Consider the following 15,930-nt stretch of genomic DNA (forward strand, 5'->3'; position numbering starts at 1 on the left):
TGCTTTCCTCCCGCTTAATACAATTTATATTTTAATTTTACCGGATCTGCACATACGGCGCCATCTTCTCCATCATCTTCATCCCGATTCCTTTGACCTTTGTCAGATCACTGACTTTTGCAAAAGGACCATGTGCATTCCGATAGTCCACAATAGCTTGAGCTTTCTTCTCCCCAATTCCGGGAAGCTCGATAAGCTTAGAGACAGGAGCGGTATTCACATCAATCTTGCCATTGTCGCCAGATTCCTCACGAACTACAGGTGGATTATTGCTTGATGCCGTCTCGGAGGTAACCGAAGGATCAGAATTCGTCCCCTGTGTAACTGGTTCAATCGAAGTCGAGGTGTTCGATGGATTATCATTCGTCTGACTTGTAGTTTGAACAACTGAATCACCTTCAACCCCAACCCTCGCAAGCTCTTTAGACTCTTCTGCCTTTGCCTCATTCCCAGTCTGCATCCCACTTGCATCCGCTCCCGAAGATGCTCCTGTATTGCCCTGAACCGAAGTAGCCGACTGTACAGCAGGGAGTTCCTGCTCTATCGTCGGCTTCTCGGTGCCGAGCTGCAAGGGTTCCCAGCCACTAGGTGGTTGTTCACTTTTGCCCGACCATAATATAAGTATACTTCCAACCACCGCAGCAGCAATGGTCATCCCTTTGTTCCATCTCATTCTTCCACACCTCTCCCTGAATTCAAAATCATTCATTTCGAACACGGGCGGTGCTTCCGAACCGTTGAACTTTCCTGATGAAACAAGTTGTGCATTTTTCATGTCATGTGAAACAGGTCCTCACGCATAGAATAGAGGGAATGAACTGCGCCAGTACCGTAAAGCATGAAAGGAGGCCTGAAACAATGAAGGTTGGATTTATCGGAACCGGCAGCATGGGCAGCCTGCTAATCTATGCCCTGATCCAATCGGGTGCACTTGAGCCCCGGCAGATCGCGGCCAGCAATCGAACCCCGTCCAAAGTACGTCAGTTATCCCTCCGTTACCCCGGTCTGCATGAATCCCAGAGCAATCGGGAAACGGTGATCCGAAGCAACATCATCTTCCTGTGCGTGAAGCCGCTTGAATTCAAACATGTTATTGACGACATCCTGCCTGTCGTGAATCCCAATCATATAATTGTCTCGATCACCAGTCCCGTGCAGCTGCGACATCTGGAATCTTCACTTCCTTGCAAAGTCTCCAAGGTAATTCCCAGCGTCACACACCAAGTCGGCAGTGGAGCATCCCTCTGCATACATGGCGAACGAATGACCAGTGAAGACCGCGCTGTGTTGGAAAGTCTGCTCAGTCATATAGGCAGGCCGTACCAAGTGGATGAAGCCTGTACACGAATCACATCCGACTTCTCCAGCTGCGGACCTGCATTCATATCGTTCTTTTTGGAACAGTGGATCGAAAGTGCAGTGAAGCTGACAGGCATCAAAAGGGCAGATGCCTGCGCTCTGGCTGGCGAAATGCTCCTGGGAACAGGCAAGCTGCTCACCGAAGGAGGATACACCCCGCAAGAGCTTCAGGCTCGTGTCGCTGTACCTGGCGGTATTACCGCTCAGGCACTCGCACTGCTGAAGGTTAGTCTTGACGGCGTTTTCGACAACCTGATCCACACGACACATGACAAATATGATGAAGATTTGTTAAAGCTGGATGAACTATTCCGAGCCGGTGAGATTAACCGGCAACAATATTAACGAGTTTGCCTGGAACGGCAATGACCTTACGAATGGTCTTGCCTTCCAGCGCCTGCTTAACAGGTGCCAGCTCCATCGTAAAGTCCTGCATACCCTGTGCATCCAGATCCTTCGCGATTGTAGCACGAGTTACAATTTTACCATTTACCTGAACAACGATTTCTACTTCCGCATCCACTGTCATGGACTCATCATATTCAGGCCAAGCCACGTAAGAGATTCCACCTTCATGACCCAAACGGCTCCACAGTTCCTCTGCCATATGTGGTGCCAGTGGTGACAACAGCTGCACAAATTTCTCCATCGCTTCACGAGGCAGTGTGTCCGCTTTGTATGCATCGTTGATGAAAATCATCAGCTGGCTGATGGATGTGTTGAAGCGCAGATGTTCCAGATCTTCCGTAACTTTTTTGATCGTTTTGTGAGCAGTCCGTTTGAACTCATCCGTTCCACCGTCCACCGTAATCTTGTCATTGATGCCTCCTGTGTCTTCGTTAATGAAGAGACGCCATACACGTGACAGGAAGCGGTGCATGCCTTCAACCCCGTTTGCATTCCACGGTTTTGTCGCTTCCAATGGTCCCATGAACATCTCGTACAGACGCAATGTATCTGCACCGAATTCATTCACGATTTCATCCGGGTTAATGACATTACCACGAGATTTACTCATTTTCTCATTATTGGTACCCAGGATCATACCTTGGTTGACCAGTTTGTGGAAAGGCTCTTTGGTCTCCACAACACCCAGATCATACAGCACTTTGTGCCAGAAACGAGCGTACAGCAAGTGAAGTACGGCGTGCTCTGCTCCGCCAATGTACAGATCAACTGGCAGCCACTGCTGCTGTTTCTCCTTGGAGATCAGTTCCTTGTCATTGCGCGGATCGATAAAGCGCAGGTAATACCAGCAGCTACCCGCCCATTGTGGCATGGTATTGGTCTCGCGACGTGCCTTCATTCCCGTTTCCGGATCTACCGTATTCACCCACTCCGTAACATTCGCCAGTGGTGATTCTCCTGTACCCGAAGGTTTGATCTGGTCGATATCAGGCAGCAGCAGTGGAAGTTGATCCTCAGGTACTGTCTTCATCGTTCCGTCTTCCAGATGCAGAATCGGGATTGGCTCACCCCAGTAACGCTGACGGCTGAACAGCCAATCGCGCAGTCGATAGGTTACTTTCCCTTGTCCTTTACCATTCTCTTCCAGCCAAGCAATCATCTTGGCAACCGCTTCTTCATTATTCAGTCCGTTCAAGAAATCGGAATTCACATGCGCGCCATCACCCGAATACGCCTCTTGTGTAACGTCTCCACCTTGAATAACTTCGATGATATCCAGACCAAACTGTTTCGCAAATTCCCAGTCACGTGCATCATGACCCGGAACTGCCATAACCGCACCTGTACCGTAACCAGCAAGAACGTAATCAGCAATCCAGATCGGCAGTTTTGCACCATTAACAGGGTTGATTGCATAAGCTCCAGTGAATACACCTGTTTTGTCTTTGGCCAAATCTGTACGTTCCAGATCACTCTTACGAGAAGCCTGCTCCTGATAAGCCTGAATAGCTTCACGTTGGTCATCGGTTGTAATTGCTTCTACCAGTTCATGTTCTGGAGCAAGTACTGCAAAGCTCGCACCGAACAATGTGTCCGCACGGGTAGTGAACACCTTGATGACTTCCTCGCGACCTTCAATGGCAAATACAACTTCTGCACCTGTCGATTTACCGATCCAGTTGCGCTGCATATCCTTGATGCTTTCAGACCAATCCAGCTCTTCCAGGTCTTCCAACAGACGCTCTGCATACTCGGTAATTCTCAGAACCCATTGACGCATCGGTTTGCGTACAACCGGATGTCCTCCGCGTTCACTCTTGCCATCAATAACCTCTTCATTAGCAAGTACCGTTCCAAGGGCTTCACACCAGTTAACTGCAACTTCATCCACATAAGCCAGACCTTTGTTGTACAGCTGAATAAAGATCCATTGCGTCCATTTATAGTATTCAGGGTCCGTTGTGCTGATCTCACGATCCCAGTCATAGGAGAAACCAAGCGATTTGATCTGGCGACGGAAATTGTCAATATTACGGAATGTAATATCCCGTGGATGTTCACCTGTATCCAGTGCATGCTGCTCAGCAGGCAGACCAAAAGCATCCCAACCCATTGGGTGTAATACGTTGTAACCGCGCATACGTTTGTAACGGGAAACGATATCCGTTGCCGTATATCCTTCCGGGTGACCTACGTGCAGACCTGAACCGGATGGATAAGGGAACATATCCAGTGCATAAAATTTCGGTTTAGCAGGGTCCTCACCCGTTTTAAACGTTTTATTTGCATCCCAATATTGCTGCCAACTTTTTTCCATGACTTGTGGCTGATAGCCGTGTTTCGGCTGGTTATTCTCACTCATCTATTGTTCCTCCTTCAGGTTATTCACTTTAGCTTTAATTGCAACAAAAAAACCTCAGCATCCCGTAGCGTTTGCAGCGCTAGGGACGAGAGGTTGAATTCCCGTGGTACCACCCTAGTTAGCGGACGAACGTGCTTCGTCATCCACTCCCTTTGGACCTGTAACGGCGGTTAACCGATGCGGATTTCCATTCCTGAACCCAAGCTTTATACAAGCAGGTTAAACAGAATGGTGTAATCACCGCATTTCTCCAAGGCGAGTTCGCAAATCACTGTCAACCGGCTTGCACCAACCGCCGGCTCTCTGTTATGTACAGGAATTACTACTGATCCTTATCATCGAAATATGTATACAATATCGGGACCATTATATAAAAAAGCAAGCACAAAGTCAATATTACACGTTATAATCACCCTTTTAAGTCACACGGTTCGTACCGTTCAATAATACTCGTTGCTGTTCAGGATAACCGAAAACGCTCAATGCCTTCCTCCAGATTATGAATGGTCCAATTCACATGTTCCTGATTATCATATTGACGATAAGCGCACTCAATGCGCAGCACCAGATCAAAGTACAAGTCATAGAGACTTCTTCTTTTCAGCTCACTTTCAGTCGTAATCGCATACCCATACCCTTTCACAAAACCAGGCGTATAGTTAAAATGACTGAAATAATGCTCCATCAGAGGATCTGCCCACAGTGAACGTTCAAAATCAATAATCGCTGTGATGCGACCCGCGTCCACTAGTACATTGCCATCCCACAGATCCCAACTGATAAGCACAGGTTCTTTGACATCGTCCAGCACATCCGATTTTTCTTCAATCAGGCGTCTCAATTCAGGGTAATCGATCGAAAATGTAATCCCGGCTTCTTCCCCGTCGGTAAGAATGTCATCCATCAGATTCATAAATGCATCTTTCCATGTGGAATATCGCTGTTTTTGCTCCGAGAAATATCCAAACTGCTCGCCCTTGATTTCATTAATTCGACGATTGTACCGACCGAGCTGGTGTTCAATGGCCTCCTGCTCTTCCGCAGAATATTGATCCTTGACCTGATTATAGGGCGCTCCAGACATGTACTCCATGATAAAATAACGCGCTGAAGCCATAGTTAACGAATCATCATAAGCCAACACTTGGGGTACGGGAACATCCTGTAGCTCCGTAATGAGGCGTAGTGCCTCAACTTCGGCAATCATGAGATCCTGTTCACAGCGCATCAGATTTGTCGAAGCTGATGGTGCAATTTTGAGTACCACTCGCTGTGCGTCACTCAGTGTAATGAGATATGCATGATTGGCCCAGCCATCCACCATTTCCTTGTAGTCCTGTATACTTGCAGAGAAATGCTGCTCTATTATGGCATTCAACTGTTCTGACGAAAGTCTTGTTTTATATGTACTTTCCATTTTTACACCTCACATTGACAATTGATTTATCTTTTCAGAAAACGCTTTCTATCCGACTATTATCGCCTCCTTTACTTTAACTGGCAATACTTTTTGTCACGTGATTATGTCTTTTCTTGCATTCCTTTATCCTATTTAAGACTATTGCTATTCATTCTCCATAAAAAATCAAACAAAAAACTGCCCTTATGCACCATAAGGACAGTTCTCATTATTCGCTCTTACTTCACAGCCACGTAGAACAAGCGCTGTGCGCTGTCTCCGGCCTCTTTCCATTCAAAATCCGCATATACCTTCACGTCTCTAAAACCTGCCTTGGACAATTCAAGCTTCATCCAGTCCGGGTTATATGCACGCTGGACATGAACTTCTTCAAACCGCTGGTACATATCCTTGCTACCATCATCCACACGCGAAAAAATACTGAGATGATGTTCGATCTCACAGCGATCCTGGTCCAGATCACAAGTCCAAATATAAGATACGGAGCGCTCATCCAGTACAAAAGGCTGCTCTTCATCATAACGAATAAGTGTATTGGGATGATGCACATCAAACAGGAACGTTCCATCAGGCTTCAGCATCTCGTATGTCCGCTGGAAAGTACGAACGACATCTTCTTGTTCAAGCAAATAATTGACACAATCACAGAAAGATATCACCGAATCCACAGGTTCCGGAACTCGCCATTCCCGCATATCCTGCTGCACCCAACGGACACTGCCCTCGCGATACAAGCGATGACCCTGAGGCGTAGCCTCCATCTTGCTGCGTGCAACCGACAGCATATCTGATGAGAGGTCAATGCCTGTAACTTCGAAACCGGAGTTCACGAGCGGGATCGTAATGGAGCCCGTTCCACAGCCAAGTTCAGCGACACTTTTGGGCATTCCATGCTTTTCCCATGCTGTTCTTGCAAACCTTATCCAGTCCGGATAAGGCATATCTTCCATTAATTCATCATACACATAGGCAAATTTCCGGTAAGACATGTCAGGCACCGCACTTTCAATTTCATTTTCGAATTGATCTATATAAGTTGAACTAAAGAATATTTACACTGTACACTCCAATGACAGAACAACCTTCCGATCGCTGTTATCCCCAGATTTTTTTTATTCCTTTTATAAAGGTTTAAATCCGGGGATAAAGGCGAACGCTCCGCTTCTTCAGGTTCTTTCTGTCCTCTCCGTTTCGTGTAAATGTTTAGTTCAATTTATATAACAAAAGAAAAGACAGGGGCATCCGGTGTTTACCCAGCCTATCCCTGCCTTATCCGAGTTCCATATTACAACTATTTAATCAGGAAGATTACTTGTTTTCACTTTGATCCGCAGGAGCAGATTCGGACAGATACGTCCAGCTTTCCTTTTGGACCACCAATCCGTCTTTCATCAATTTGCCCAAGGCACGCTTGAAGGCAGACTTACTGATGCCAAAGCGTTGCTTGATGATATCCGGCGGAGTTGCATCCGAGTATGGCATGCCGCCCATAGGACGCTCTTTCATAAAGGCGAGCAGCTTGTCTGCATCTTCGTTACGTCCAACTTGTTTGAGTTGAGTCATGGCCAGATTCACACGTCCGTCTTCACGTACCAGTGTCACCCGACATTTAACTTTCTCACCAAGACGCAGCATATGACTACGTTCGGATGAATGAATCATACCAATCGCGCCAAAGCCCAGTACACCGCCCTCTACAAGTACAAAAGTACCCATCTGCAGTGGCTTGTATACCGTCGCTTCAACCCACTCGTTTAACCATGAAGTTGGCGCATGGAAAGACAATGGTGAAAGCTCACGTTCCCCGGCCAATTTGGCACGCAGACGTCCCTGCTTGTCATGTTCCATGATGACAAAGACTTCATCCCCCACTTGAGGACGCAGTTCTTCCAGTTCAGGCAATTCACGAATAGGAAGCAGCAATTGCCGTCCAAGGCCCATTTCCAGGAAACAGCCCAGTCGTGGGTGAACATCAGCCACAACCAGTCGTGCCATTTCGCCAAGCATGAGATAAGGCTTTTTCATCGTTACGGCCAGACGATCTTCAGTATCAAAGAACACAAACACCTCAAGCGTCTCACCAATTTTAATATCCCGTGTTAACTCGGTGTAGTGAAGCAGTACATCTTCCGATCCTGTCGTCAAAAAGAAGCCAAACGGAGACACTTCACGTGAAACCGGCAAAGAGACGACTGTTCCAGCAATCAAACTCATACAGTTTCCACCACTTTGGCATCAGACCATAGTCGTTCAATGTTGTAGTATTCACGCTCGTCGCGGTGGAAGATATGAACAACAACATCGCCCATGTCCATCAATACCCAACGTGCGGAATCCATACCTTCGATACCTTTGATCGTCGCTCCGGCTGCATGAGCCTGTTTGCGAATTTCAGTGGCAATGGCTTGTACCTGTGTATCGGAATTTCCGTGACAAATAACAAAATAATCTGCCACCAGAGAAACATTAATCAGATCCAACGCTACAATATTGGATGCCTTTTTGTCGTCAGCGGCAGCAACCGCCATATTCATAAGTTCTTTCGATGATACTGTCATGAACCAACCTCCATAATCTATAATTGTGCAATTAAGTCATTCCGCGACAGCATGGTCAAAGGATAAATGACACGTCGTTGCGAGATCAGCAAGCTGATCGTCGAATCGAATCCGGCAATTAAACCTTCCTCCAGACTACGTTCAGCCTGTTCGCGAATGTGATCTACTCCCGGGAAATCTCGTCCCGGTTCAATGTAATCGGCAAGACATACCACTTTGTCCAGCAAGCTCATGCCTACCCGACCCGAGGTATGCCACCGGATGGCATTAATAACTTCGGAATCTTCCACACCGTAATCACGCTCGGCTACAAAAGCACCGACTTCGGAATGCCAGAGCTGCTTGTCATGCTGCAGAAGTTCCTGGTTTAATCCGTTATCACGGATGACCGCTTCCATCTCCGCTACGGGCCAGTACTTCGCCACATCATGCAATATCGCTGCCAGATCCGCTTTTACAGGATCAGCACCATATTTTTCAGCCAACTTCACTGCCGATTCCATCACACCCAGTGTATGCTTCCAGCGTTTCTCCGGCATTTGTCCGGATACGGCTTGAATCAGTTCCTCACGGCTTAGTCCCATATAAACCGCTCCTTACAATGTATTGGTGCACTTCATCAGGAATCATAAAGCGTACCGAATGTCCTTTGGCCAGACGTCTGCGTACGGCTGTCGATGAAATATCGACCAAGGGCATCTCGGCCAGCAGGACCCGATCCTGTAACTCGTCTGGTAAATCATCCAGATGTAACTGGAAGCCCGGCCGACCAACTCCGATAAAGGTTAAGCGTTCTGCAAGCTCTTCAATCTGCTCCCATTTGGGAAGATAGTTCACCATATCCGCCCCGATAATGAAATAAAATTCATGTTCAGGATGGCGACGCCACAGTTCCTTCATCGTATCGATGGTATAAGACACTCCGCCCAATTCCATCTCGATACCCAGCACCTCATATTGCTGCACACCCTTCACAGCCGCTTCCGTCATATCAAGACGTTGCTGTCCCGAAGCTCCGGCTCCGCGTTTGTGAGGTGGAACATGGGAAGGCATGAACCAGATCTCATCCAGTGCATGTGAGTCCCTTGCTGCTTCAGCTGCCAGGAGGTGTCCCATGTGGATCGGATCAAACGTACCACCCATGATACCGATCTTCACCTGCGTCACGCTCCCTTATCTAGGTAGTTCGATTTGTTTGTTATCGCGAGATTCTTTGTACAGGATGATTGTGTTACCGATGAGTTGTACAAGCTCACTTCCCGTTTCACGGGCAACTTCTTCTGCCATCTCTTTTCTGTCCTCGTCATTGTTGTTCAACACTTGCACTTTCATCAATTCGCGCTTCTCAATCGCATCTTCGATGTGACGGAACAGGTGCTCGTTGGTTCCACCTTTACCAATCTGAAATACAGGGGTCAGGTGATGTGCCTGTGACCGCAAAAAGCGCTTTTGTTTACCGTTTAACATGAATACTCCATACTCCTTATGTTGAGCAGGCCCTGATCGACAGCGCAAAAACTGTCCGGACCTGACCATTCAATTATTATTTTTCAATGGTGAAAATGATCACTGAGTACACAAGGTGACTCCGATTGCAGTACCATCTTCCGATCGCTGTTATCCCCAGATTTTTCTGATCCCTTTTCACAAAGGGAAAATCCGGTGATAAATGCGACCACTTCGTTTCTTCAGATTGGTTCTGCACTCGTCGTCTGCCTGTACTCTTAATATCATTTTCACACTTCAAAACTGTTTAGCACTGCACGTCTCATCGTCTCCACAGGAGCCGGGATGCCGAGCCAATGTTCAAAGGCTACAGCGCCCTGATATACAAACATACCCAGACCACCGTGCACTGTGCATCCACGTAACCGCGACTCCCGAAGCAGGCGAGTTTCCAGCGGATTATAGATCAGATCACTCACAGCTGCGCCTTCACGAATTAGTGCGGGATCAACCGGCACGTCATCAACATGAGGATGCATTCCAGCAGCCGTTGTGTTAATCACGATATCAGCCGTAGCCAGTACCGTTGCAGCGTCTTCCATGCCACTGCCCGAGATTTCTCCCAAGCCATGGCCTCGTAAATCCGAAGCAAGTGCAATAGCCCTGTCCGCTGTACGGTTCAGAATGTGGATCCGTTCAGGCTTCTCCAGTGCAAGTGCATATATGACACCTCTCGCTGCTCCACCTGCTCCTAGTACAGCAATACGTTTACCCCCAAGCTCAGGCACAGCCTCTTCCTTCAGCGATCGGACATAACCAATACCATCCGTATTGTACCCTGTCAGTGTTCCACCTTCATTGACGATGGTATTCACCGCACCAATCAGGCGAGCACTTTCATCGATCACATCCAGATACTGCATCACCTGCTCTTTGTGCGGGATGGTGACATTAACACCACGATAGCCCAGTGCCACAATTCCGCGAACTGCCGCTTCCAGTTGATCCGGATAAACATGCAGTGGCATATACATTCCATTCACTCCTGCAGCCTGCAGAGCCGCATTGTGCATTGCCGGAGACTTGGAGTGAGCAATAGGATCACCCATAACACCAAGCAACACGGGAAGTGAAGAGTTGAATTTGTTCTGCTCAGACATAGGTCCGCCTCCAATCCGCTCTGATGTACAGGTTCTGAGATTACATTAGATTAAGGATGGGCGGATCTGTACACGAATGCCTTTTGGAGCATGAACAGCAACAAGCGCTCCAATATCGCCATTCACCTTAATCCAGCCCAGACCCGAGATGAATACATCCGATTGACTGCCACGTTTGATGCGGAATTCATGTCTGGTCCATTCAGCCATCTCTGCTGCATCCTCACGGGTTGGTGGAGACAATAATTCTCCCAAGTGGTCGCGGTACAGATCATCTGCACGCTCCAGCTTCGTCCGGTGAATATCAAGCGCAGTGCTGATAAAACAAGTGAACGACTGGCGATCACCTTCCACAAAGTCAAATCGAGCCATGCCGCCAAAGAACAGCGTCTGACCGGAATTCAACTGATACACAGCCGGTTTAAGCGGTTTTTCCGGCATGATGGCAGCGAGATCCTTACGTGAAACAATCTCACTGAAACGCCATGGATACACGATTCCAGGTGTATCAATGATATATTTTCCATCATCCAGCGGAATGTTCACCATATCCAGCGTTGTTCCCGGATAACGGGATGTGGTCAGTTCCTGCTCCAGATCGCTGTAATCACGAATCAGACGGTTAATCAGTGTGGATTTACCCACATTGGTACCGCCAACCACGTACACGTCACGATCTTCGCGATACGTTCCAACAAGCTCAAGCAGACGGTCGAAGCCCTGATTTTGCTTTGCACTGCACAAGACTACATCCACGGTACGCAAACCCTGTTCTTTGGCTTGCTTTTGTACCCAGTTGCGAATCTTGTTCCAGTTAGTTACTTTCGGAAGCAAGTCCGTTTTGTTCACAGCAAGCAATACCGGATTGTTGCCTACAAAACGTTGCAGACCGGAGATAATACTGCCATCAAAGTCAAACAAATCAACGATATGGATGACAAGTGCATCCTTATCCCCGATTTTGCTAAGCAGCGCCAGGAATTCGTCCTGATCCACCGTAACGGATGATGACTCATTGTAGTTTTTGATGCGGAAACAGCGCTGGCATATAACCGGTTCACGATCCAATGCCTTCTCGGGGATAAACCCTGGTAATTCCGAATTTTCTGTTTGCAGATGCACGCCGCATCCGCTGCACCTTACGGCAAGATTGCCGTTATGCGGTTCTGTCATTTCTTCTTTTCCTCCTCAAGCCATAAGCCTTTCCTGCGTAAACTCGTTAGAGCAATCCGTTCCACGCGTCGATTGAAGCGGGTCATAAAACCTTCGTCCCCAATGGAGATTGGCAGTACCAGAACGGTATATAACCCCATTCGGTTCCCTCCATAAACGTCCGTAAGCATCTGATCGCCTACTACAATCGTGTTTTCAGGAGATAACTCCATCATTTTCATTGCTCTACGAAACGGTACATTCGATGGTTTGCGTGCACTATGCACAAACTGGATATCCAGCGGGGTCGCAAACAGGGATACACGATTCAAATTGTTATTGGACACAATCATCAGCTTGAAACCTGCCTCTTTCACACGTGCAAACCATTCAATCAGTTCGGGCGTAGCGTCAGGGGCTTTGGCTCCAACGAGTGTGTTATCCAGATCAGTTATAATTCCACGGTAGCCTTGAGCGTACAGCTCTTCCAGATTAATGTCAAAAACCGTGTCTACACGCAGCTTGGGCATTAACATTTTAAACAAAGAAGTCACCTCAGTTTCATACGACACACTATATCACAAATCCGTCTTTCCTGAAAATGCATACAGCGCCTGATGGCATAGGAAAAAAGGAAAAACGGGACGGGCAACAACTATGCCCGTTCCGCTTTCAGTTCCTTCCGCAGCTTCAAGGCGGTCTGATAGACGCCCTTCCAGTCGTCGGCAGTTACGGACGCCGGACTGTAACGAGTCTGTTCAAACTTCGTGAGAAGCTCATAAAATGTTGCTTCTGCAGCAGGTTTTGCCTGGCTCCAGCGGGCTACCGATTCACGAAGTGTCTCGTCTCCGCTCCGGGTCAACCCTTTGCGTTTCACATACTGAATCCAACGCTCGGTCTCTGCCACTACCTTCTGTTCAGGGGTGAGCGGTCCACCTGTCCGTAGACGAAGCAGGAAGAATCGCATGGAGAAACGATTACGCCAGAACATGTATGCTACCCACAATACTATAATGGCTCCTGCAGCCCAGATAACAAAAGTTGGGATGGCAGACGAAGTCTGCTCAGGTGCAGGGGTCTGCTCTTCCTCTTGTACCGGCTCCTCTTCTGGCTCTTCTTCAGGCTCATCTACAGGTTGTACATCAGGCTGTTCCGTCAGCAGCGGCATATCAAAGCCCGGCGTTGCTTCAACAGGAATCCAGCCATACTCACCAAAATAAACCTCTGCCCAGGAGTGTGCATCTGCATTGGTAACGGTGTAGGTCGTCTCAATCTCCGCACCAGGTTGACGTGGGGCCTGCATGTCCGAATTCAGGGACAATTGTCCAGGCGCATAACCTTTAACCCACCTTGCAGGAATGCCCTCCGAGCGCGCCATCATCACCAGCGCAGTGGAGAAGTAGTCACAGTAGCCTTCCATAATATCGAACAGGAAACCTTCCACAAAGTCGCTGCTTACTTTTCGAGATAAATCCGGATTGTTTGTGTATTCAAAATTAGTTTGTAAATAGTTTTGCAGTAATGCCACTTTTTCATACGGAGTATTCGCAGATGCCGTTATCTCTGCTGCCAGATTCGAAACCCGGTCAGGGAAACGGGATGGTAACTGCAAGTACATATCATCTGCAGAATTACTGTTATACAGATCTTCAAATGACTTCGTACGAAGCTCATCTTCCACAATCACAGGGACTTCCGATACGATAGTATATGTCTTGGGATACTGTGGTTGCTGACGGTCTGTCACCACATGCAGTTCAGCCTGTTCGGCATTCCACAACATCCGTTCCGTTCTGTCCTCACCATTAATAGAGCTCACTTCCGAGATCGAATAAGCACCAAAGAGAATCGGATAGACATTATCATTCAGCATCGTTACGTTCTGAGTTACTTGTTTGGTATTCACATTACCGGATTCTTGGTTCTCCAGAGGCTGTCCAGCTTGAACATTCTCTGTCGTACCCCGTCCACGGTCATCCCAACCTGTGCCTGTATACTCTGCACGTGTCTCACCGCGCCAGTAACTGCGCTCATTGGTCGTGACAGACATGACAGGGGTATAGTCGAAGTTGAATCCTCCGCCAAGCTGATTGTCTTCCCTGCTGTATCCCGATTCGGTAGCCGCGGGAATATCAAGGTTTCCGTTACCAGCCTGACTTGTGGAAGTTCCGGTATAGTTACGCCACGCCGTATATGGGTCCGTCAAGGTGGGTGGAATCTCCGGCATATTAACGCTGGCTACAATAATCAAAGAAAAGATAATGGCAATATTGGCCAGGACTTTATAAGGATACCGGATGATTCGTTTCCAACCTTGTGGATACTGTAGCTGATAGTTACGGAAATGCTGACATACGAGCCATCCCATCCCCGCAAACATCACCCACGCGATTTCAATCCAGAGTGGAATCTGGGTGAAAGAATCGAGAATCCCCATCGAAATGATGTTAACACCCAGAAAAACAAGAATGCGACGTGTTGTGGTCACGAGGCGAAGCGCAGCCTCAAGCATCACCCATGCACACAGGGAGAACCAGATGTACGGCGTCATGTGTAATATGAATTGTTCCGCTCGGTCCGTTAAAGAACCATAAGGGATGTATACCGTATAATCAATTAGCGTTTTATGCAAAATGTAACCAACAACGACCGCCTTGATGATCGCCCGATAGATCGTTTTGAAGGGCAGAATGACCTCCAGCACACTGACCGCTGCAAGTGTCCATAAGACCAGAGAAGTTGTCTCCGTGTACCACGATTCCTGCGTAAATGAAATCCACTGCATTCCAATCAGGAAAATCCAGAGCAATGACGCTGCATGATACCAGGATCGTTTGCCTGCAATACTTTCATTTCCTTTTGTACTCATACAGAACCTCCCCCCATCACCGTTGGAAGCTCCTGCAAGTGAGAAACAGTGAATGACCTCGTGCCTCTTCCACGCAACATGGCATTCCACTCGGCACTCCGGCGGGATTCACTGGTATCGATCAGAATATGACATGGAGTCATACCCCGCGTATCGGCCCAGCGCAACAGTTCCATTATTTTTTCATCCTTCTGGGGAGAAATCACAACAAAGTAAGCTCCCTGAGGCAGTTGACGTGCGATTCTTTCCACGCCGGGCAACAAATGGGTATCCTGACCGTTATATTGAATATCCACCAGATGATGCATCATCTTCTGTCGTTCCATCAGACTTTCACTGGGGGCCATGAAGGATGTCTGGTCTGACAATGTCAACAACCCCATCCCCATTCGTTCCCTGACACCATACTCCAGCAGAGAGGCAGCCGTGGAAACGGCAATTTCAAATGCATCCCCATGTTCATAACTTGATGCCAGCGCATCCAAAACCAGAACGGTTTTGGGCACAGACTCATGTTCAAACTCCTTGGACTTCCAGTTCCCTGTCTTTGCCGTTGCATTCCAGTGAATGCGGGAAAGTCGATCTCCGTATACGTAGTCACGTACACCATTGATCTGAGTGGTCTCTCTCCGTGAGCGGGTTAACGCCGTCTGAGGACCGGATAACCGTGATTTGCGGTCGTAAAGCTGCCAATATGGAATAAATACCGTTCTTGGCAGTACGCGAAACTCACCTTTGGCCTTAAACTTTCCTCGATGTTCAATCAGTCCGAATATGTCCTCGCTGGCACATTCCGTTTCTGAAAAAACATACTTCCCCCGCTCAAGTGGTGGCGTCTGGAATGACAGCTCCCCATTACCTCGCATATTGGGAATCAAACTTTCCTTGAACGACCACGATTCTCCGTTATGCCGATGCAGCATTTCACGCACAACAACATAGGGAAGCGGGAGGAATCCCGGAATCGTCAGACTCAGCTGTACTTGAACCTGGTCACCCGCATGCAGCAATTCTTCGTGGTCTGGACCAGAAGATAACCTACGAACTCCTTGAGCACGTCTTACCCCGCTAAATCCAGCAATGGCAAGGTACACACAGAGCAGGGTAACCATCGACAGCAACATAAGGGATGTCTTCCCGCCCTGAAACAAAACATAAGCCAGACAGCACATCCACACCATTGCGATGCTCCATAC

At 48.0% G+C, this 15,930-nt stretch carries 15 protein-coding genes and 1 other annotated feature; of the genes, 1 reads left to right on the forward strand and 14 read right to left on the reverse strand.

Annotated elements, in window-relative coordinates; genetic code table 11:
- Nucleotides 1-37: 37 nt before the first annotated feature.
- Nucleotides 38-673: a helix-hairpin-helix domain-containing protein gene (locus NSQ20_RS22845; protein ID WP_340030930.1), complete on the reverse strand. Its 636-nt coding sequence runs from the start codon at nt 671-673 to the stop codon at nt 38-40.
- A gap of 185 nt (nt 674-858) precedes the next feature.
- On the opposite strand from NSQ20_RS22845, the gene comER reads away from it, so the two are divergent.
- The gene (gene comER / locus NSQ20_RS22850; RefSeq protein ID WP_036668550.1) at nt 859-1,704 is read left to right on the forward strand and encodes a late competence protein ComER; all 846 of its coding nucleotides are present in this window, start codon (nt 859-861) and stop codon (nt 1,702-1,704) included.
- On the opposite strand, the gene leuS is transcribed toward comER, so the two are convergent.
- The 13 genes from leuS to NSQ20_RS22915 all read right to left on the reverse strand — a co-directional run bounded on the left by leuS (nt 1,685) and on the right by NSQ20_RS22915 (nt 15,915).
- A complete protein-coding gene (gene leuS / locus NSQ20_RS22855) occupies nt 1,685-4,129 on the reverse strand; it encodes a leucine--tRNA ligase (protein WP_340030931.1) in 2,445 nt (814 codons plus the stop codon). The two genes, comER and leuS, sit on opposite strands and share 20 nt — an antisense overlap.
- A 78-nt stretch (nt 4,130-4,207) precedes the next feature.
- Nucleotides 4,208-4,477: a binding site (T-box leader), on the reverse strand.
- Between the two features lie 112 nt (nt 4,478-4,589).
- A complete protein-coding gene (locus NSQ20_RS22860) occupies nt 4,590-5,546 on the reverse strand; it encodes an aminoglycoside phosphotransferase family protein (RefSeq protein WP_340030932.1) in 957 nt (318 codons plus the stop codon).
- A 221-nt stretch (nt 5,547-5,767) separates the two neighbouring features.
- Nucleotides 5,768-6,538, reverse strand: coding sequence for a class I SAM-dependent methyltransferase (locus tag NSQ20_RS22865; protein WP_076254435.1), 771 nt, complete (start codon nt 6,536-6,538; stop codon nt 5,768-5,770).
- 319 nt (nt 6,539-6,857) lie between these two features.
- Nucleotides 6,858-7,763 carry a S1-like domain-containing RNA-binding protein gene (locus NSQ20_RS22870; RefSeq protein WP_036668546.1) on the reverse strand — a complete coding sequence of 302 codons (906 nt, stop codon included), beginning with the start codon at nt 7,761-7,763 and terminating at the stop codon, nt 6,858-6,860.
- Entirely contained in the window at nt 7,760-8,107 is a 348-nt protein-coding gene (rsfS, locus tag NSQ20_RS22875; protein ID WP_036615136.1) for a ribosome silencing factor, read from the reverse strand. The genes NSQ20_RS22870 and rsfS overlap by 4 nt, the downstream gene beginning before the upstream one ends.
- A gap of 17 nt (nt 8,108-8,124) precedes the next feature.
- On the reverse strand, nt 8,125-8,691 hold the full coding sequence (gene yqeK / locus NSQ20_RS22880; RefSeq protein ID WP_338706616.1) for a bis(5'-nucleosyl)-tetraphosphatase (symmetrical) YqeK: 567 nt from the start codon (nt 8,689-8,691) through the stop codon (nt 8,125-8,127).
- Nucleotides 8,675-9,265 (reverse strand): nicotinate-nucleotide adenylyltransferase, encoded by a 591-nt coding sequence (locus NSQ20_RS22885; RefSeq protein WP_074095918.1) that lies wholly within the window; start codon nt 9,263-9,265, stop codon nt 8,675-8,677. The genes yqeK and NSQ20_RS22885 overlap by 17 nt, the downstream gene beginning before the upstream one ends.
- Before the next feature lie 15 nt (nt 9,266-9,280).
- Nucleotides 9,281-9,574, reverse strand: a complete 294-nt coding sequence (yhbY, locus tag NSQ20_RS22890) for a ribosome assembly RNA-binding protein YhbY (protein ID WP_017687186.1) — start codon at nt 9,572-9,574, stop codon at nt 9,281-9,283.
- A 269-nt stretch (nt 9,575-9,843) separates the two neighbouring features.
- Complete coding sequence (gene aroE / locus NSQ20_RS22895; RefSeq protein WP_340030934.1) at nt 9,844-10,713, reverse strand: shikimate dehydrogenase; 870 nt, start codon at nt 10,711-10,713, stop codon at nt 9,844-9,846.
- 45 nt (nt 10,714-10,758) lie between these two features.
- Entirely contained in the window at nt 10,759-11,886 is a 1,128-nt protein-coding gene (gene yqeH, locus NSQ20_RS22900) for a ribosome biogenesis GTPase YqeH (protein WP_036615146.1), read from the reverse strand.
- Entirely contained in the window at nt 11,883-12,410 is a 528-nt protein-coding gene (locus NSQ20_RS22905) for a YqeG family HAD IIIA-type phosphatase (RefSeq protein ID WP_036615148.1), read from the reverse strand. Before NSQ20_RS22905 ends, yqeH begins: the two co-directional genes overlap by 4 nt.
- A gap of 110 nt (nt 12,411-12,520) precedes the next feature.
- Nucleotides 12,521-14,734, reverse strand: a complete 2,214-nt coding sequence (locus tag NSQ20_RS22910; protein WP_340030935.1) for a transglutaminase domain-containing protein — start codon at nt 14,732-14,734, stop codon at nt 12,521-12,523.
- Nucleotides 14,731-15,915, reverse strand: coding sequence for a DUF58 domain-containing protein (locus tag NSQ20_RS22915; RefSeq protein WP_223200005.1), 1,185 nt, complete (start codon nt 15,913-15,915; stop codon nt 14,731-14,733). Before NSQ20_RS22915 ends, NSQ20_RS22910 begins: the two co-directional genes overlap by 4 nt.
- Nucleotides 15,916-15,930 lie beyond the last annotated feature (15 nt).

It is taken from the genome of Paenibacillus sp. FSL K6-1122, assembly GCF_037977015.1.
Classification (GTDB): Bacteria; Bacillota; Bacilli; order Paenibacillales; family Paenibacillaceae; genus Paenibacillus; species Paenibacillus amylolyticus.